The organism is Paenibacillus ferrarius, assembly GCF_002027705.1.
Taxonomy (GTDB): Bacteria; Bacillota; Bacilli; order Paenibacillales; family NBRC-103111; genus Paenibacillus_E; species Paenibacillus_E ferrarius.
This window is the reverse complement of record NZ_MBTG01000018.1, coordinates 106,509-126,091: the sequence shown is the minus strand read 5'-3', so window position 1 is coordinate 126,091 and position 19,583 is coordinate 106,509. Positions and strand designations below refer to the sequence as shown.

Below are 19,583 nucleotides of genomic sequence, written 5' to 3'. Positions count from 1 at the left end.
TGAGCTAAAATCGTTAAGCGGCTTTGTTCTGAATCGAATAAGGGTGTCTGGCATGCTTCTGGCCAAAACCGGAGGAGACCATGATGAGTCGAACCGGCTCTTCGCCTTGAGCAGATTGAAATTCACGCACAGTGACCGTAGCTTCGGAGTCCAAGACGGAGGAACCCTGACGACGATAAGTGTCGATTGAAATCACATTGCTGCCTGAGGACTCAGGCTTGCGCTCAAGAGGCTGCTCTTGCTCCCAAGCAATAACAGGTGCTGCCGGAACTGCATCAAGCTGCGGCTTACTCGTTGGTTGTTCATGACTCATGGCAAATGCCTCCTCATTTTTTGGGTTTGGGATAGACGGCTAACAAGACTTGGTAGGTTTCATCAGCCTTGCCGCCCGAATAGCGGTCTACCAATTGCTGCACCATCGCTGCATATTCCTCAATAAACGATTGCCGCTGCTGTTCATCGCATAAATGGACTTGAAGCTGCAGCGTTGCGCTGGGAATGACTTCACCAACGTCCGATTGCTCCATCAGCAGCATCGCCTCTCTCCGAATTCGCTCGGAGGCAGTCACCAGATGAGCAAGTGAGCTCTGATCCTTCAGCTTTTGCAAGGTTTCAGGCTTCATGCTCAGTGATTCCGCCAGGACGAAGGTCTTGGCAATGGCTCTGTACAGCACCTCGACCAGATTGCGCACCTGACGGGTACCGACCCGTTGAACCAATCCCGCTTTTTCCAGCGCTTTAAGATGATAATTAATGCGCTGGGCGGTCTCGCCAAGCGTTCGGGCAACTTCAGCGGCGGAGCCCGGTTCAAGAAGCTGGGCAATGATTTCTCCGCGAAGCGGGTTCAGCAGCACAGTAGCTTGCTCAGGGGACTCGATGTAGTAGCTGTCTTGGATCTCTTGTGGCATGGAGAGTAAGGCCTCCAGTACAAAGAATATGTTACGTAAAAATATTTTATTACGTTGAGTGTGGAATGTCAATGGGCGGGGTCTTTTTGACGGTTTTGAAGTGACAAATATACAGGACATATGTCCTTAGTTAACAGCTGCGTTCACTCCATGGGGTGAACGCATATTTTATTTTAGGGGGAAGAAAGATGACTAGAGGTAGTGTCATTTATTAGGGAATTAGGATGGAAGACAAGTAGAATACATCACACACTGTCCAAAGAAGAGTGTCGCTATCTAATGGTATTAAGATCCTCTAACTATGGCTCCTCTGTTTCACAGCCTGTGAAAGTGAATCGCACGTATGATGAGTACGGAAATGTACTGACGGCAACAAATCCATTTGGTATCACGACGACCTATGGCTATGATCCAAACACGCACTTGCAGACCGCCATCACGCAACCTATTGACGCTGGTATGAGCAACTATACAGAACTGGTGCGTAACTCACAAGGTAGCGTAATTCAGCAAACGGTAAAAGAATACAACAACAGGTACACTCAAGCAGCAAGTGAACTACGGATACGATCAGTATGGGAATGCGAGTACGATTACGGTCAAAGACGACAACCGCAACATCATCATTTCTCAAGAGTTTGGTGCGCAGTATAATGCAGGTTTTGTGACCAAGCAATCGATCAACGTCACCGATGCCGATGGCAATGTGTCGACAATAACTAAACAAGCAGAAAATAACAAACTAACAGGTGCGCTTACCAAGCTTATCGATGGCAAAGGGAACGCAACAACCTACGAGTATGATGCGCTTGGACGCGTAACGAAGGAAACGCTGCCGGATCAGAATGCAACCACCATTGCTTATGAAGATGTAAATAACAAAGTAACATCAACCAATGTGACAGGAATCAAGACGATACGAGAATTTAACCCTCTCGGTCAAAAGGTAAAAGAAACGACGGGTCTGAACTTTTCAACGTATGGTTACGACGCATCATATATTCCTTTCGCGGTCTCCACACATGTGAAGTGCTGTGTGTCGGTAGTGAGAAAGCATTGATTTAACGCCACATTTACCTATTGTCAAACCTCTCAGAGCTAAAGCAGCAACCAAGATTGGACTTTTTCTATGCTGAAATATTTGAGAACATTCCCATTCCAAGTTATAAATCTTAAAGTTCACTTTAAGACAAGAAGTATTTTTGGTGTTCAGGTGCGCATGGAAAAAGAGCCCTTACTTTGATACGGAATGCTTGACATTTCAACGGTGCCCTGATGCGTTTCAGCAATCTCCTTCACAATGGAGAGACCCATGAAGAGTCCTTGGCCTGTTCTTCCGCCGCAGCGATAAAAGCGATCGAAAATGTATGTAATCTCGATCCTCGGGATAAGTGTTACCTAGCATTTTGGCGCGGAGAAGCGATGTTCAAAATGATTCGCGTAAAGTTGCTCTAGTGAAATTTCAAGCATCGCCCGGGGTCATTCATTTTATCGATTAAGTACCGCCCGAACGAGGGAAAGCTCTTCTCATCAGATTGGACAAGAAGAGCAGGGAGCACGTCAACCCTATCGGATAAGCACTGCTCAAAGTCATGTTCCGCGTCTGGTCCGTACACGACCCCATCACGATCTACATTATTAATAATTAATGGTAGAATGATAAAGAGTCAATAATAGTATTTATATAAATATGAATGGGTCACGAAGGAGGATTGGACAACATTCCACCAATGGAAGGAATCGAATTACGGAAGTTGATGAATGGGACTACAATCGATATTTCTTCTTTTCTGCAAATCGCACTAATACTGACGGATGTGGTCTATACCTACCACAAACGGGATACGATTATCGGGAATTTGAACCCGGCAGGCGTTCGAATTCAATTAGAGAGAAAGCTTGCCGAGCTTACCGATATTCGTATAACCGATTACGCTTACCTATCTCCAGAACAAACGGGTAGGATCAATCGTACTCCTGAGAAGTGCAGCGACCTGTATGCGTTAGGGATGGTTTTATACGAAATGCTTGCAGGGAGCCTGCCATTTCGAGCACTGAGCAAGGAACAATGGGTGCATGCCCATCTTGCCATGATGCCGATTCCTCTGAGCGAAATACGTCCGGAAATTACGGGCCCTCTCGAAGGTATGATTATGAAACTTTTGTCGAAGATGCCCGAGGAACGCTATCAGAGCGCTCACGGTTTGATAGTCGATATACAGCGATGTATCTCTTCTATAGAAGAGACAGGTGGAATTGTTCCCTTCGAGATTGCCCGTGCAGACGATGACAGCCGCTTTCAGCTCCCGAACAGCCTCTTCGGACGCGAGGCGGAAGAGGTTCAGCTCTCCAAAGCTGTAGAACAGGCTCGTGCCGATTCATGCGCATTTGTCATTGTGTCTGGAGGGGCAGGTAGCGGTAAGACCGCGCTCGTTCAACAGCTTCAAGGTTCGGTTATACGGGCAGGTGGCCGGTTCATTGCGGGCAAATGCGATCTGATGAATCGGGATATTCCGTTCTCAGCGATACTGGAAGCGCTTCGAAGATTGATTCGGCAAGTGTGGAGCGAATCTCCAGAATCCATCGCAAAACTTAAAGTACGGTTAACGGAGGCATTAGGCCGTAGAGCGGGTGTTATTACACAACTTTTACCGGAAGCGGAGAAGCTCCTTGGTAAACTTCCTTCGGTAGAAATGCTGGGTCCTGCAGAAGCGGCCATTCGTTTTCGTCTGCTGTTTCCTATTTTCATACAAATGTTTGCCGACAGCGGGCATCCCCTTGTACTCTTTCTGGACGATCTGCAATGGGCGGATTCTGCTACGATGGATACCCTTCGTACAGTTGCACAAGACCCCACTTTACATGGTTTATTATTGATAGGTGCATTCCGGGAAGAGGCAGCGCCGCATCAGATAGCGATCGAAGATCCTCTAGAAACGGCAACCGCATGGATAGAAAATTCATTCCCCCGGCATACAACTTCAACTTTGCTTAACGTGCAGCATATTGCGCTCGATCCTCTGACCTATATCGACGTTAGACAATTCGTATCACATATCGTTAAGGAAAATTCGGCTCGTATTCGGTTGTTAGCGGAGTCGTTATACCACCGCACAGGTGGGAATCCGCTCTATTTACACCGTCTTCTGGACGGTTTGTACCGTGAAAAAAAACTGTATTATGACGAGGAGAAATCCAATTGGGCCTGGGATGAAGCAGTAGTTAAGCAAATACCGGAAGACCCCGACATTTTGCATTTGATCGGTAATCGTATCCGCATGCTGCCATCCCATACCATTGATCTGCTAGCCGTAGCGGCGGCTATCGGGCATCGATTCCGACTGTCGACTGTCGCTGCGGCAAGCGGGCATACGATGACTCATGCGAAAGGGCTTTTGCGTGTAGTCACGGAAGAGGGATTAATCTCACAAGAGAATGATTTCAGTGAAGCGGATACAGACGAGGTTTTCTACACCTTTCTGCATGACCGAGTGCAGCAGGCCGCTTATCAGACGATTCACGAAACACAGCAAGCAGATCTACATCTAAAGATCGGACGTTCGATGGGCAGCCTTGCATCGGAGAGCCCTGACGATTGGATATTTGATCGGGTATATCACTTGAATCTGGGTAGCGAACGAATGACAAGCCAAGCAGAGAAGAGGGAGCTAGCTGCTTATAATCTCCAAGCCGCTTTGAAGTCGAAGGCTTCCACGGCTTTTGCCACCGCCAAGAATTTCCTGGAAAAAGGCATGCGTCTTGTCGAGAATGATGAGCAGGGGCAGAATTCTCTAGCGTATCGTTTAATGCTGGAACTGCCCGTGTGCGAATATATGTGCGGAAGCGTCGACCGCGCGGAAGAGTTGCTGGATCAGCTACTGCTCCGCACCGTAGGCATGGTCGAGCGCTCCCGTATTTACCTGATTCAAATCTCCATGTATGCCTATCTCAAAAAAGATCGAACGGCCGTTGCTATTGGATTCAAGGCGCTTGAGGAAATCGGATTTCCTCTGCCGGCGAAACCCTCCAATGCCCTGATCAAGGAAGAAATGCACCTGTTACAGATCGCATTGACTAGCATGTTTAACGAACCGGAGCCTGTGCCAAGCGATGATCCCCATCACATTGCAATGTCCAATCTGGTCATGGCGATATCGACATCGGTATTTTCATTAAGTAATAAACGATCCTTCGTGTTATTTTCCAGATTCATTCGATTCAGCCTGAAGGTTGGAAAAGGAAGTAGCGAGGCTTTTGCGTATATCCTCGCGTTTTACGGTGTCATCATTCTTGGAAATAAGAGCGTTGCAGCCCCAATAAGTCGTCAGTGCATGGATGCTGCGTTCCGAATAGCGTCATCTTTCGAAAGTACGGATTTGTTATGCAAGCTGAGCTACTTCAGGGGAATCGCTAGACTACTACACCAACCGGAAGAAAGTATCGCGCATTTCGAGCAATCGATGCGTTATGGAATGGAATCCGCGAATTTGGTCTTTGTTAGCCTAGTGGCGTTTACATGTGCGGTCACCCATACTGGAGATTTACATACATTGTCTGCACGGATAACGAAATATGAAGATCTGTCAAGGCAGCTTCTAGATGAGGTCGCGAAGAACGCTTTTCGTATCTCGCGGTGGTATATCGCCCAATTGCAGGGTGGTGACGGCGAGGGCGAGGAAGTCGTATTGCCAGTGCAGAATGATCGATTCAAAGGGACTATGAATAACGAAGTTTCTCATATCCATACCTGTAAAATAGAAATCGCTTATTTGTTCGGACGGTACAAGGAAGCCCTGGAGTGGATAGAACAAGGGGAGTTCAATACCGCCAGACAGAATTGGTTGCAAGCTCGCAAGCAACATGTTTATCATGCGCTTACGCTTGCCACTAGATATACCGAAGCGCCGACCGAGGAACGCCCAGGCATTCGGGGCAAGCTGAAGAAGTTATTGCGGGTCATGAAGCAATGGTCCGGATACTATGGACAGAACACTTCGGTCTGCCTGCTCATCTCGGCCGAGTTGTACAGGATTGACGGGAATTCGGTCGCTGCCGCCAAAGGGTACGATGATGCGATCCGCGAAGCGCGAAGCCAAAAAGACAGGTTGATGGAAGCGATTGCTTGTGAACGAGCTTCCGTATTCTATAGGGAAGCGGGAAGTCGGAACGGAGCGGACGTGTTGATGGCGGATGCCTGCATTGCTTATTCGGCTTGGGGGGCTTCAAGAAAAGCACTGAGGTTGCGAGAGGATTACCCGGATCTACGGTTCTCAGGCGCCCAATCGCAATCGCAAGAAGACGGAATAGTGGCTAAAAGATTAGATGGATTTGAAAAGGAGCGCGAGAGGGCACCGACAATCGGCGATGAGAATGTGTTCATTAGACAAATTTCGGAATGGTCGAGTACGGAAAATAGCGAGGATGTGATGCATCATTTCCTGGAATCGGCGATTCGTTATTCAGGTGCGGAGAAGGGATACGTGTTAACCAGTCACGAAGAGGGCATTACGATAGAGGAGCAGGCGGGCGTTTATAAGAATGTTCGAAATGAGGTTTCATTCATAGAGACTATCGTACGTTATGTCGCCCGGACTGGGGAACCGGTTGTGTTGGGAAATGCTTCGCGAAGCCTATTTACGACGGATTCCTATGCTCATCACAGTCTCCCGCTATCCATCCTTTGTATGCCGGTTCTTTTTCCGGAGCAGTCGCGGTCGTCCGTTCTGTATTTGGAGAATAACCTCCTCCCTGGCGTGTTCTCTACGAAGACACTAGAGGTGCTAGATCTCATGATCGCCCGAATGGTGTATGTAAGGTCATTGAACCATTGGCGTCGACAGATGAGAGATTCACACGATATCGTTAGTCCTCCCATATTGTCTGTCCAAGATTCGCTGCTGCTTGTCGAAACGCTGACGACCCGCGAAATGGAGATGCTGTACGCATTGGCTGATGGCTTGTCTAACAAGGAAATCGCTTATCGGTTTGGGTTAACGGAAGGTACGGTCAAGAGTTACGTCTTCAACTTATACGGTAAGCTTGGGGCGAAACGACGAGCTCAGGCGATTGCGCGCGCAAGGGAAAGAGGATTATTAGAGTAGATAAATGGAATGAATAAAAGATAAGCCAACAATTGGAGCAGATAGATACTCTATTATTGGCTTATTTTTTTTGCGCGGAACTAACTTTCGTTAGTACCCTTGAGTTTCACGTAGGAGATATACTTAATCTTGAAAAGTACACATGGCTAGAAGGAAGTATTCATGAGAATGTATGAAGCGATGTCCCATTATTAACTGATCTTAAAGGAGGGTTTATGGAGACATACGGTTGGGATACAGTCTACAGTATTAATATTAACCGTGTTAATTCAGTTCTTGCTGAAAACATGAACACACTTCCACAACTAATTGACTATTCTACCGAAATTGAAGGCATGCATTCACACATTCAATGTAATTTAGCACCTTGGGAAATCGTCAAAGGAGGCTCAGGAAAGCTTCTTCACTTAAAAATCCCCATCGTAAACGGTATGCTGCAAATCAACTCAAATTCTAAAGAAATATCAAATGTCGATGTTATTGTTCAGGTTTCCTTGCAGTTTCTTCCTTCCAATATCGACCCGTCGAAGCACGAACTGATGTTTAATATTTCTGAGCTTGGCGCTATCGGAAGCAAGAAAGAAGGTGCAGTCTCCCCAGTCACAGTTATAGATAGGGCCGGTTGCCTGAGTGAAACAGCAAAAAATATTGTACTATGGTTAGTTGCAAAATATTTGGTAGAACGCGCATCAATAATCAGCTATGTTTTTGCACAAATAAATTATGTCAAGCCTGGTACAGATACCTGGTTATCACCTAAACAATGTACCTATGCATATGTTGAGAGCCAAGAAGGAAATGGCTATCTTTCCATCCTTTCTGTAACTACGGACAGAGATATGAGCGGGCTTCCTCTTCTTGTTGATCCTAGTATGATGTCGGAGAATGCAAATGCCGCATATTTGATATCAAAAGATATGATATTGCAAAATATCATTATGCCGATGTTGCCATCCATGTACCCTGGCTCAAGACCTGATGGTTTTTACATGAATTCCAATCACTGTATTGTAAATAGTGGCAGCTTGGGAACACCTCCTGTAACCGCAGGATTAATTACCTATTACCCGCGGATAACCCATTTAAATATGACTGTAGAGGGAGGAGATTTAAAAACAAGCGTAGATGGTTTTTGTGATTTGTATGCAAATATAACGATGAATTTCTCCATAAAAATTAAAAATAATAGCGAATTTAATCCTGCTACAAGCAGTATAGCTTTCTACGAGGACCCGGACCCCAGAAATGACTACAGTCAAGATATTCCATGGTATTTGTTGTGGCTAAATTTAATTGTAGGAATAATTGTACGTATTGTTGTTAAAATCATTGCCGACAGTATTGCTCAAACACTGCAGAGTGGCAGCCAAAGCTTTGCTACTTCGCCGCCTCCTTTTATTGACTGGACGGGAGTAAATAATGCGATGCAGGTCACGGATGCAGGTCTTGATAACTGCTACTATCTTAAAGGAAATATTTAATAACTATAAGACCAATAACGAAAGAAGGTAGATTATGGTTAACACAACTGTGTTAAGTTCCAGAAGTATGCCAATCAGCTTTACGCTGCCGCATTTGAACGAAAAACTGAGAATTGAGCAGGGCATTAATGACGTATCAATGCTGTTAAGCAGTGACAAAAGCGTAAGTACTGTGGTTGCAGACACACTTGGTTGGGACACCGTATATGCAATTCGAGTACCTGATATTAATAATGCTATTGTGGCAAAGAAGGCTTCGCCGAAGACATTTACGCAAACCACGACAGACCCTGATTATGGAATTGAAGTTTCAATTGACGGGGAATTCGGCGACTGGGCTATCAGTAGAGGCGGTGATGGGCAAAACTTACATATGAAAATACCTATTACCAAAGGTACCTACACTACACCAAATAAAACATATTCATTAAACAATTGTAACGCAGTTATTAATATAAAGCTTGCCTATTTCCCGAATCAGATACCTCAATCAGTATCAGAAGTAGGCTCAAAGCATGATCTCAAGCTTAAAACAGATCACACAGACGAAGAACCAATCGTTTTCCTAGTATCTTTTCTATTCCCTCATGGTGCTGATAAGCCTGCAAGTGATGCATTACTGCAAGGAGCATTCAGGGATTGGTTTAATGCTAACATTAAGAAGTTTGAGCATATTTTTTCAACTGTAAATATTAACCTGCATACTGAAGATATTAAATGGTTAAAGCCAACCTATACCAGCTATGCATATAGTGATAATCCGGATCCTGACGAAAGCTTCTTCGCTGTACTTTGTATGACAGACGGACGCTCGGGAAAAGGTCTTACACATGCCTTATCCCCCTCAGCTATCGCACCCGACAGCAGAGCGAGCTTCCTGATAAGTAGAAGCCTGTTTTTAGAAAAATCTATGCTTCCTGGAGTTCCTACAGTATTTGTTGATTCATCAGTTGATAACTTCCAATTGATCAATGGAAAGACTGAAGTTAGTAATAAAGACGGTGTAATACTAAAAATAAAACCAATAAAATATGGGGCCATATATTATACTCCTTATGCAGAAAGCTTTAATATATCAGTAAATGAGCACGAGATTATTACAAAGATCAAAGCTCGCATTGTATTTTCACCAGGTATAGAAGCAGTAGTAAGTACGACAACTTATCAAACCATTGAATTGGTTAATAAGCCGGATGGGACTCAGACTATAGGCTTTAAGGCATCGAGGCCTACAGAAAGTATGCATACAATAGAAACAGCTACTTGGGTAATCGTAACCACAGCAATAGTTGGTTTAATTGCAACTGTATACGCTTCTCTTGTTGGATATGTAGTGGGTGATCTTACTATAAAACTTATAGTTTGTACGATAGCTATTTTCGTAGGCGTATTGATAACATTGCTGCTCAGTGTCGTCCTGCAAACTATTGCAAAGGGGGTCGCTGAAAGTATGCCTTCCATAAATCCTGTGATCCAAGCAGCAACTGGCCCTATCGTTTGGCCTACTGCCAAAACAGAGTTCAAATTGACTTCCGCGCAGCTCAATGGTGCTCTTCAATTTGGCGGAGATCCTGGCTTCGCGCTGTAAGCTTGCCACATCGTATATAAAAGAAAGAAGGATGAAAGATGTCAAACGAGAACGAGTTGTTATTGCATCCTATCAATATGCCGGTAACCTTTCATATGCCGCATATAAATGAAATGCTAATATCAAAATATAAAGTATCAAATACAGTCAAAACAGCAAATGATGATACTCCTATGAGTGTGATCCCTGCAAACACAGCAGGCTGGGATATGGTTCATCTTACACGCATTTCTGAATTGAATAAAAGAATTCAAGAAAACCGCACTTCACCAGCCCATTTCAAGTGCAGCTTTGACGATGATGATACTGCACTTTCCGCAACAATTAATGGAAGCTTTGGTACATGGCAAATTGAAAGGGGCGGCTATGGCAGTTTTGTGAATATGACAATACCTATCGCCCAAGGCGAGATTATTATTAATGGTAAATCAATAGCTATTGATAGCTTATCGGTTCGCGCACAAGTAGATTTGGAAAAATTATCACAAGAAAATGCTTCACAGGATATAAAAGTTATTTCTATTCAGTCACCGGAAAATTGTGGTGTAAATGAAACTGTAAGAAGTATACTGTTCCACACCATTGAAATCTGGCTAAAAAATAATAATTCTGAGTTTTCCAATATTCTGGCTATAAAAAATACAGGACTTTTGTCTTCTGAAGAATGGCTCAAGCCAACCTCTACAACCTGTGTTTATAAGGAAGGAGAGGATGACAGCACCAGTTATTTAGGTTTATTGTGCATGACCGAAAATAAATCTTCCGATGGCCTGAATCACAGAATACCCTTAACCGAAATTCCGGAAAACAAAAAATCTTTACTCATGCTTGGAGAGCATCAAATATTGGAGAAGGCATATTTACCTAAATTAGCAAACAGGTTTGGCATTCATTCAATAAATGATACTTCATTCAATCCGAAGGTGGCATTACTTGACTCGAAAATAGTAGCAAATGAAGTACAGACACTTGTAAGAATCAATGTTAATATACGGGAAAATATTGATGTTGATATAGATATAACTACTTATGAAGCTCTCTCTTTTGACACTGATCCTACTAAACAACAGATAAGTTTCATAGAAAGCAGGGATCCTGAAATCTCTTACGGCATCAATGCTGCCGCCGGGACTAGTATTGCAGATCAAGATGTTGATCACATTACAGCTATTGTGGACACAGTCATCCAAAAGTATATGGAGGAAGGATAATCAAGAAGCAGAATAAAAATAAATCCATAGTAATGGAGCTGTCACAAAAGTAACATTTTGGTTTTGCTTTCTACAGTCGGGCCAGATTGAGGAAGTTATTGCGGGGCATGAAGCAATGGTCCGGATACTATGGACAGAACACTTCGGTCTGCTTGCTCGTCTCGGCCGAGTTGCATAAGTTTGAAGGGAATTCGGTCGCTGCCGCCAAAGGGTACGAAGATGCGATCCGTGAAGCGCAAAGCCTAGAAGACAGGTTGATGGAGGCGATCGCTTGCGAAGGAGCTTCCATATTCTATCGGGAAGCGGGAAGCCGGAACGGAGCGGACGTGTTGATGGCGGATGCGTGCGTTGCTTATTCGGCGTGGGGGCTTCGCGAAAGGCACAAAGGTTGCGAGAGGATTACCTAGGTCTACGGTTCTCCGCCGCCCAATCGCAATCGCAAGAAGACGGAATGGTGGCTGAAGGATTAGCTGGATTTGCGAAGGAGCGCGATAGGGTACCGACAATCGCGACGATAATGTGCTCATTAAACAAATTTTGGAAGGGTCGAGTACGGGGAGTGGCGAAGATGCCATGCATCGCTTCCTGGAATCGGCGATTCGTTATTCGGGTGCGGAGAAGGGATACGTGTTAACCAGTCACGAAGAGGGCTTTACGATAGAGGAGCAAGCGGGCGATCATAAGGATGTTCGGAATGAGGCTTCATTCGTAGAGACCATCGTACGTTATGTCGCCCGGACTGGGGAACCGGTTGTGTTGGGAAATGCTTCGCGTAGCCTATTTACGACGGATGCCTATGCTCATCGCAGTCTCCCGCTATCCATCCTCTGTATGCCGATTCTTTTTCCGGGACAGATGAGAGATTCACACGATATCGTTAGTCCTCCCATATTGTCTGTCCAAGATTCGCTGCTGCTTGTCGAAACGCTGACGACCCGCGAAATGGAGATGCTGTACGCATTTGCTGATGGCTTGTCTAACAAGGAAATCGCTTATCGGTTTGGGCTAACGGAAGGTACGGTCAAGAGTTACGTATTCAACTTATACGGCAAGCTTGGGGCAAAAAGACGAGCACAGGCGATTGCGCGTGCAAGGGGCATTGGATTACTAGAGTAGGCATTCGGAAGAAATAGAACATAAGCCAACAATTGGAGCGGGTAGATGCTCTATTATTGGCTTATTTTTCTGCGTGGAACTAACTTTCGTTAGTACCGTTGTGTTACGCCTCGGATTTATACTTAATCTTCAGATGTACTATTTTGTAATTGTGCGGTTGAAATTAATGAGGAGGTTGAAGGGAATATGTTACGAAGGCGGTTGTTGGAAACTAAGAAGTTTATGATTTCTTTACTTGTAATATCTTTGGTTTCGCTTGGTACATGGTCAGTAGGTAGTGTTCGGGAAGCGCAAGCTCTATCATTCGAAGGTTTTGATTATTCTCTAGATGGATCATCATTTGCACATATTGTGAATTATTCCGGATTCAATAAAGAGATTACGATTCCTGCTGAAATAGATGGGCATGTTGTCATCGGAATAGGTCTTCAAGCATTTTATCAAGAATATTTAACAAGTGTGACGATTCCAGAAAGTGTAACAAGTATAGGTGAGTATGCATTTGCTGGTAACCTATTAACGAGTGTGACGATCCCGAACAGTGTAAAGACTATAGGAGCATTTGCATTTTTTGAAAACAGACTTACGAGTGTCACGATTCCAGAGGGTGTAACGAGCATAGAGAAAAGCGCATTTCAGTACAACCAGTTAACGAGTGTGACGATTCCAGAGGGCGTGACGAGCATAGAGGAAAGAGCATTTCAGTACAACAAATTAGCGAGTGCAACGATTCCGAACAGTGTAACGAGTATAGGCGATCGTGCATTTGAGTATAACCCATTAACGAGCGTGACGATTCCGAACAATGTAACGAGTATAGGCTATGAAGCATTTTCGAATTGCAAATTAGCGAGTGTGACGATCCCGAACAGTGTAACGAGTATAGGGGCAAATGCGTTTAGTCATAACGAATTAGCGAGTGTGACGATTCCGGAGCGTGTTAAGAGCATAGAGGATAATGTATTTTCGTATAATCAATTAACGAGTGTGACAATTCCGAACGCTGTGACGAGTATAGGCGAAAATGCATTTAGTCATAACCAATTAACGAGTGTGACAATTCCGAACGGCGTGACGAGTATAGGAAAATATGCATTTCAATATAACCTATTAAAGAGTGTGACAATTCCGGTTGGTGTAACAAGTATAGGAGAATATGCATTTCAGAATAACCAATTGACGAGTGCGACGATTCCGGTTGGTGTAACGAGTATAGGAGAATATGCATTTCAATATAACCAACTAAAGAGTGTGACAATTCCGGTTGGTGTAACAAGTATAGGAGAATATGCATTTCAGTATAACCAATTGACGAGTGCGACGATTCCGGTTGGTGTAACGAGCATAGGCAATCATGCCTTTTCTTTTAACCGATTAACGAGTGTGACGATTCCGAATAGCGTGACGAATATAGGGAAATTTTCATTTCATCATAACCAATTAACGAATGTGTCGATTCCGAAGAATGTAACGAGCATAGGAGAATATACATTTAGTACGAACCTATTAACAAGTATTATTGTTGAAGGGGATTCAACCACAATAGGAGATACAGCGTTCGGTGGTAATCCAAACAGTACGATAATAGCGTTTGATCCTTCCCCCGCGAAGGACAATGCGAATAATTTTGGGTATCCATACCTCAATATTTTGTCTGCGGGAGTCAGCTATTCTCCTAACGGTGAATCCGTGGGTAAGCAATCGATGTCAACAAAGGTAACGGTAGCTATTCCTGATTCCATACCATCAGCCCATACGTATTACCAATGGTCATCAACGGAAACGGTACCAGAAGGGCCGAACGCAGGATGGGTAGCGTTCACGAGCGAGGATTCCATTACTACGCCTCCTGCTGCAGGTACGTGGTATCTGTATGTTCGAGTAGACGATCAGAATGAGAATCATATAGTCGGTTATTCCCATTCCAAAGCGTTTAAAGTTACTGGTGCCTTGCTGCTGAGCGCACCGACGAATGTAATTGCGACCGCAGGTAATGGAACGGCGACGATTAGCTTCAATGCCCCGGAGAGTGATGGCGGTAGCGCGATCACGGGCTATACGGTTACGTCCAATCCGGGGGGATTCACAGGAACCTCTGCAACTGCGAGTCCGATCACAGTCACGGGACTGACGAATGGAACGGCGTATACGTTCACGGTAGTCGCGAAGAATGGTGTAGGCGATTCGGCGGCATCAGCAGCATCGGCTAGCGTCACACCCAATACGAAGGTAGTGCCAGGCGCGCCGACGAATGTAAAAGCGATCGCAGGTAAAGAAGCAGCAACGGTTAGCTTCAATGCCCCAGTGAGCGATGGCGGTAGCGCGATCACGGGCTATACGGTTACGTCCAAACCGGGAGGTTTCACAGGAACCTCTACAACGGCGAGTCCGATCATAGTCAGAGGACTGGAGTTTGGAACGGCATATACGTTCACGGTAGTTGCGACGAATGCTGTAGGCGATTCGGCGGCATCAGTAGCATCGGCTAGCGTGACAGCCAATTCGAAGACATGGCCAAGCGCGCCGTGGGATGTAAGAGCGACCGCAGGTAAAGGAACGGCGACGGTTAGCTTCGAAGTCCCAGAAGATGATGGCGGGAGTGCGATCACGGGCTATACGGTTACGTCTAATCCGGGGGGATTCACAGGGACCTCTGTAACTGCGGGTCCGATCACAGTCACGGGACTGACGAATGGAACGACGTATACGTTCACGGTAGTCGCGAAGAATGCGATAGGAACCTCGGCGGCATCGGTCCCATCAGAACGTGTGATCCCTAGCGCAAATGAGGATTATACGTATGTATTAAATGCGATGCTAATGGCGACGATTACAGGTTATCGCGGAGTAGATAAAGTGGTTAATATCCCTGCTGAATTAGATGGGCATGCTGTAGTCGCATTAGGCCGGCAAGTATTTATGGGTAAAGATGTATCGAAGGTCACGATTCCGGTGGGTATAACGAGTATAGGAGAATTTGCATTTTATAACTCCCAATTAACGAGTGTGACAATTCCGGTGGGTGTAACGAGTATAGAGCAATTTTCATTTTATGGCACCCAATTAACGAATGTAACGATTCCGGGAAGTGTAACGAGTATAGGAAAACTTGCATTTGCTAACTCCCATTTAACGAGTGTGACGCTTTCGGAGGGTGTTACTAGTATAGGAGAGAGTGCATTTTCTGATAACCAATTAACAAGCGTCACGATCCCGAACAGTGTAACGAGTATAGGCAATAGTGCATTCATTACTAATAAATTAACAAGCGTCACAATCCCGAACAGCGTAACGAGTATAGGACAATCTGTTTTTAAATATAATCGATTAACGAGTGTGACGCTTTCGGAGGGTGTAACGAGTATAGGCAAGGAAGCATTTTCTAATAACCAATTAACGAGTGTCACGTTCCCAAGCAGTGTAAAGAGTATAGGTCTTAGTGCATTTGAGTACAACCGTTTTACAAGCGTGAGAATTCCAAAAACTGTAGAGAGCGTAGGTATTTATGCTTTTGAAAATAATAGCCTATTAACAAGTGTTATTGTTGAAGGAGATTTAACTGCAATAGGGGCTCTAGCATTCGGAATGAATTCAGACAGAAAAGGTACGATAATAGGGTTTAATCCTTCTACCGCGAAGGATTATGCTAATAATACTCGGTATCTTTTCGTTAATATTTTGTCTGCGGGAGTCAGCTTTTCTCCAAACGGTGAATCCGTGGGAAAACAATCTGTGTCAACAAAGGTAACGGTAGACATTCCTGATTCCGCACAATCCGCCAAAACGTATTACCAATGGTCACCAACGGAAACGGTACTAGCGTGGCCGAACGCGGGATGGGTAGCGTTCACGAGCGAAGATTCCATTACTACACCTTCTACTGGAGGTACGTGGTATTTGCACGTTCTTGTTGACGACCAGAATGCAAGTCATGTAGCAGGATATTCTTATTCAAAAGCGTTTAAAGTGATTGCAGTGCCGAGCGCTCCAACGAATGTAACGGCGAACGCAGGGAACGGAGTAGCAACAGTTAGCTTCGACGCCCCAGCGAGTAATGGAGGAAATGCGATCACAGGCTATACGGTCACGTCCAGTCCGGGAGGATTCACAGGAACCTCTGCATCCGTGAGTCCGATCACAGTGACGGGACTGACGAATGGAACAGCGTATACGTTCACGGTAGTCGCGAAGAATGGTGCAGGCGATTCCGCGTCATCGGAGGCGTCATCGAGCGTTACACCGACTGCGCCGATTGTTGTCGTGCCAGATGCTCCAACGAATGTAACAGCGATTTCAGGTGATGGAGAAGCGACAGTTAGCTTTGACGCCCCAGCGAGTGATGGAGGAAGTGCGATCACGCAATATACGGTCACGTCCAGTCCGGGAGGATTTACAGGAACCTCTGAAACCGCGGGTTCGATCACAATCACGGGACTGACGAATGGAACGGCGTATACGTTCACGGTAGTCGCGAGGAATATTATAGGCGACTCCGCTGCATCGGCGAGTGAGACGCCCGTTGTGCCGAGCGGTGCGCCAAGCGCCCCAAGGAATGTAAGGGTGAGTGCAGGGAATGGAGAAGCGACAGTCAGCTTTGACGCCCCAGTCAGTGATGGCGGTAGTGAGATCTTCTACTATAAAGTCGCATCCGATCCGGGAAGATTCATAGGAACTTCTATGACCGCGAGTCCGATCACAGTGACAGGACTGACGAATGGAACTTCATATACATTCGTAGTATACGTGGAGAATTATGCGGGCTTTTCGGCAATATCGGAGGCGTCAGCGAGTGTTACACCGACTGCACCGATTGTTGTGCCGATTGCACCAGGCACGCCAATGAATGTAACAGCTACTGCAGGTAACGGAACGGCAACGGTTAGCTTCGACGCCCCGGCGAATGATGGCGGGAGTGCGATTACGCTTTACACGGTTACGTCCAGTCCAGGGGGATTCACGAAAACTTCTGTAATCGCAAGTCCCGTTACGTTTACGGGACTGACGAATGGAACGGCGTATACGTTCAAGGTAGTCGCGAAGAACGGTGTAGGCGATTCGGCGGCATCGGTGGCGTCAGCGAGTGTTACACCGACTGCGGCGATTGTTGTGCCGAGTGCACCAGGCATGCCAACGAATGTAACGGCGACCGCAGGTAACGGAACGGCAACGGTTAGCTTCGACGCCCCAGCGAGTGATGGCGGGAATGCGATTACGCTTTACACGGTTACGTCCAATCCGGGAGGATTCACGGGAACTTCTGCAACCGCGAGTCCGATCACGGTCAGGGGACTGACGAATGGAACGGCGTATACGTTCACAGTAGTTGCGACGAATGGTGTAGGCGACTCCGCGGCATCATTGGCATCAGTGAGTGTGACGCCGATTAGTGTGCCAGGTGTGCCAGGAGCGCCAACGAATGTAACAGCGACCGCAGGGAATGGAGCAGCGACCGTCAGCTTTGACGCACCGGTCAGTGATGGCGGTAGTGCGATCATGCTGTATACAGCCAAGTCAAGTCCGGGAGGATTTACAGGAACCTCAGCAACTGCGAGTCCGATTACAGTCACGGGACTGACGTATGGCACGGCATATACGTTCATGGTAATTGCGACAAATGTAGTAGGCGACTCCGCGGCATCGGTAGCATCGGCGAGTGTGACACCCGTTGCGCCGATCGGTGTCGGTGTGCCGAGCGCTCCGAGGAATGTAACGGCGAGCGCAGGTAATGGCAAGGCAACGGTTAGCTTCGACGCACCGTTGAACGATGGCGGTAGTGCAATCACGGGGTATACGGTCACGTCCAATCCGGGAGGATTCACAGGAACCTCAGCAACCGCGAGTTCGATCACAGTCACGGGACTGACGAACGGCACGGAATATACGTTCACGGTAGTTGCGAAGAATGGGGTCGGATCAAGCGCAGCGTCCGCTCCGTCCAAGGCTGTTATGCCAAGAGGCAGTGGAGGTAGCGGCGGGTCGGGCGGTTCTGGTGGAAGCGGTGGAAATGGCGGAAGCTCCAACATTGACCCGATTCGCTCAACAAACGGGATTCTTACGCTTCCGTTAGGAAAACTTGGCGAGATGAGCTTGGATGGCAAGATCCTCATTACTGTTCCAGCTAATGCTTCAGACAAAGAATTGAAGATAACGATAGAAGAATTAAGTGAGATTCCTGGCCTGCTGGCGAATCATGAGGTGCTGGCAAGCTCTATATTCGAGATTCTAAAGAATTACTCGGGCAATTTTAGTAAACCGGTGACATTGACTTTTACCTTTGACCCGACCAAGGTAAAGGATAATCAAACAATAGCCTTGTTCTATTATGATGAAGGAAAGAAGGCTTGGGTAGAAGTTCCTGGAGGCAAGATCGACGGGAACCAGATCCGCGTAGAGGTTAACCATTTTACGAAGTTCGCGGTGCTTGTAGTGGATAAAAAGTCGGGCTTGCCCGTCGTAGCGACTGAGTCCACGGAAGTTAACTTTAGCGACATCGCCGGTCATTGGGCGGAAGAGACAATCAAACAAGCGGTGCGGCAGGGAATCGTTAATGGCTACACGGATGGCAACTTTAAACCGGACGCAACGATTACGCGTGCAGAATTCGTTACGATGCTAATGAATGCATGGAAGCCTTCAAATGGAAACACAACGTTAAGCTTCACCGATACGAATGAGATTCCTACTTGGGCGAAGAAAGCGATCACTCAAGCTGTAGAATCCGGCATCTTGTCAGGCTACACAGATGGTAGCTTCCGCCCGGACGGGAACATTGCGCGGATGGAAATGGCGATGATGATTGCTAAGGCGTATGGCGCGAAGATCCCAACGGATGTCGCGACTGGCTTCTCCGATGAAAGCGAGATTCCAGAGTGGGCCAAGGGAGCGGTGTTCATGATTAAACAGATAGGCATCGTCAAAGGACGCGACGGTAACCAGTTCGCACCTAAAGAAACGGTAACACGTGCCGAAGCTGTGACGGTGATCATGAACCTGCTTCATGTGAAGAAAATCGAATAGGATTCGAGATATGGAGACCTCTAGGCATAGGGGTCTTCTTTATTTTGGCTTTTTAGATGATACGGTGATGGTTAACCGCTCTGCAAGCTCTAACGTTCGGCATGGGTGAAGATCAAGGAAGTGATTGAGTTGTCAGACGTTTTTATTTCTAGGAAGTATCC

At 46.2% G+C, this 19,583-nt stretch carries 11 protein-coding genes; 8 read left to right on the top strand and 3 right to left on the bottom strand.

Translation table 11 applies throughout. The annotated features are described in order from the left end of the window. Positions 1–13: 13 nt before the first annotated feature. Both BC351_RS20295 and BC351_RS20290 read right to left on the bottom strand, forming a co-directional pair. The gene (locus BC351_RS20295; RefSeq protein WP_079414547.1) at positions 14–313 is read right to left on the bottom strand and encodes a hypothetical protein; all 300 of its coding nucleotides are present in this window, start codon (positions 311–313) and stop codon (positions 14–16) included. Between the two features lie 13 nt (positions 314–326). Then, positions 327–908, bottom strand: a complete 582-nt coding sequence (locus BC351_RS20290) for an ArsR/SmtB family transcription factor (RefSeq protein ID WP_079414546.1) — start codon at positions 906–908, stop codon at positions 327–329. A 553-nt stretch (positions 909–1,461) separates the two neighbouring features. Here BC351_RS20290 and BC351_RS20280 point away from each other — a divergent pair. Then, a complete protein-coding gene (locus BC351_RS20280; protein WP_079414544.1) occupies positions 1,462–1,968 on the top strand; it encodes an RHS repeat domain-containing protein in 507 nt (168 codons plus the stop codon). A 149-nt stretch (positions 1,969–2,117) separates the two neighbouring features. On the opposite strand, the gene BC351_RS44130 is transcribed toward BC351_RS20280, so the two are convergent. Further along, on the bottom strand, positions 2,118–2,288 hold the full coding sequence (locus BC351_RS44130; RefSeq protein WP_341866011.1) for an ATP-binding protein: 171 nt from the start codon (positions 2,286–2,288) through the stop codon (positions 2,118–2,120). A gap of 332 nt (positions 2,289–2,620) precedes the next feature. Between BC351_RS44130 and BC351_RS20275 the strand changes: the two genes are divergently transcribed. From BC351_RS20275 to BC351_RS41675, 7 genes are all read left to right on the top strand, one after another. Beyond that, complete coding sequence (locus BC351_RS20275) at positions 2,621–7,009, top strand: AAA family ATPase (protein ID WP_158082162.1); 4,389 nt, start codon at positions 2,621–2,623, stop codon at positions 7,007–7,009. 215 nt (positions 7,010–7,224) lie between these two features. Then, positions 7,225–8,490, top strand: coding sequence for a TULIP family P47-like protein (locus tag BC351_RS20270; RefSeq protein ID WP_079414542.1), 1,266 nt, complete (start codon positions 7,225–7,227; stop codon positions 8,488–8,490). Between the two features lie 34 nt (positions 8,491–8,524). Further along, complete coding sequence (locus tag BC351_RS20265; RefSeq protein ID WP_079414541.1) at positions 8,525–10,078, top strand: TULIP family P47-like protein; 1,554 nt, start codon at positions 8,525–8,527, stop codon at positions 10,076–10,078. Positions 10,079–10,116: 38 nt separating this feature from the next. Continuing rightward, positions 10,117–11,289 carry a TULIP family P47-like protein gene (locus BC351_RS20260; protein ID WP_079414540.1) on the top strand — a complete coding sequence of 391 codons (1,173 nt, stop codon included), beginning with the start codon at positions 10,117–10,119 and terminating at the stop codon, positions 11,287–11,289. Between the two features lie 107 nt (positions 11,290–11,396). Continuing rightward, positions 11,397–11,696, top strand: a complete 300-nt coding sequence (locus BC351_RS20255) for a hypothetical protein (protein WP_079414539.1) — start codon at positions 11,397–11,399, stop codon at positions 11,694–11,696. Positions 11,697–11,862: 166 nt separating this feature from the next. Then, the gene (locus BC351_RS20250; protein WP_144028472.1) at positions 11,863–12,405 is read left to right on the top strand and encodes a helix-turn-helix transcriptional regulator; all 543 of its coding nucleotides are present in this window, start codon (positions 11,863–11,865) and stop codon (positions 12,403–12,405) included. A gap of 186 nt (positions 12,406–12,591) precedes the next feature. Beyond that, positions 12,592–19,422 (top strand): leucine-rich repeat protein, encoded by a 6,831-nt coding sequence (locus BC351_RS41675; RefSeq protein WP_144028471.1) that lies wholly within the window; start codon positions 12,592–12,594, stop codon positions 19,420–19,422. Positions 19,423–19,583: the final 161 nt, after the last annotated feature.

Coding starts and splice junctions, on each gene's coding strand:
- BC351_RS20250 (WP_144028472.1), top strand. CDS start 11,863: ATGCATCGCTTCCTGGAATCGGCGATTCGTTATTCGGGTGCGGAGAAG.
- BC351_RS20290 (WP_079414546.1), bottom strand. CDS start 908: ATGCCACAAGAGATCCAAGACAGCTACTACATCGAGTCCCCTGAGCAA.
- BC351_RS41675 (WP_144028471.1), top strand. CDS start 12,592: ATGTTACGAAGGCGGTTGTTGGAAACTAAGAAGTTTATGATTTCTTTA.
- BC351_RS20295 (WP_079414547.1), bottom strand. CDS start 313: ATGAGTCATGAACAACCAACGAGTAAGCCGCAGCTTGATGCAGTTCCG.
- BC351_RS20255 (WP_079414539.1), top strand. CDS start 11,397: ATGAAGCAATGGTCCGGATACTATGGACAGAACACTTCGGTCTGCTTG.
- BC351_RS20270 (WP_079414542.1), top strand. CDS start 7,225: ATGGAGACATACGGTTGGGATACAGTCTACAGTATTAATATTAACCGT.
- BC351_RS20265 (WP_079414541.1), top strand. CDS start 8,525: ATGGTTAACACAACTGTGTTAAGTTCCAGAAGTATGCCAATCAGCTTT.
- BC351_RS20260 (WP_079414540.1), top strand. CDS start 10,117: ATGTCAAACGAGAACGAGTTGTTATTGCATCCTATCAATATGCCGGTA.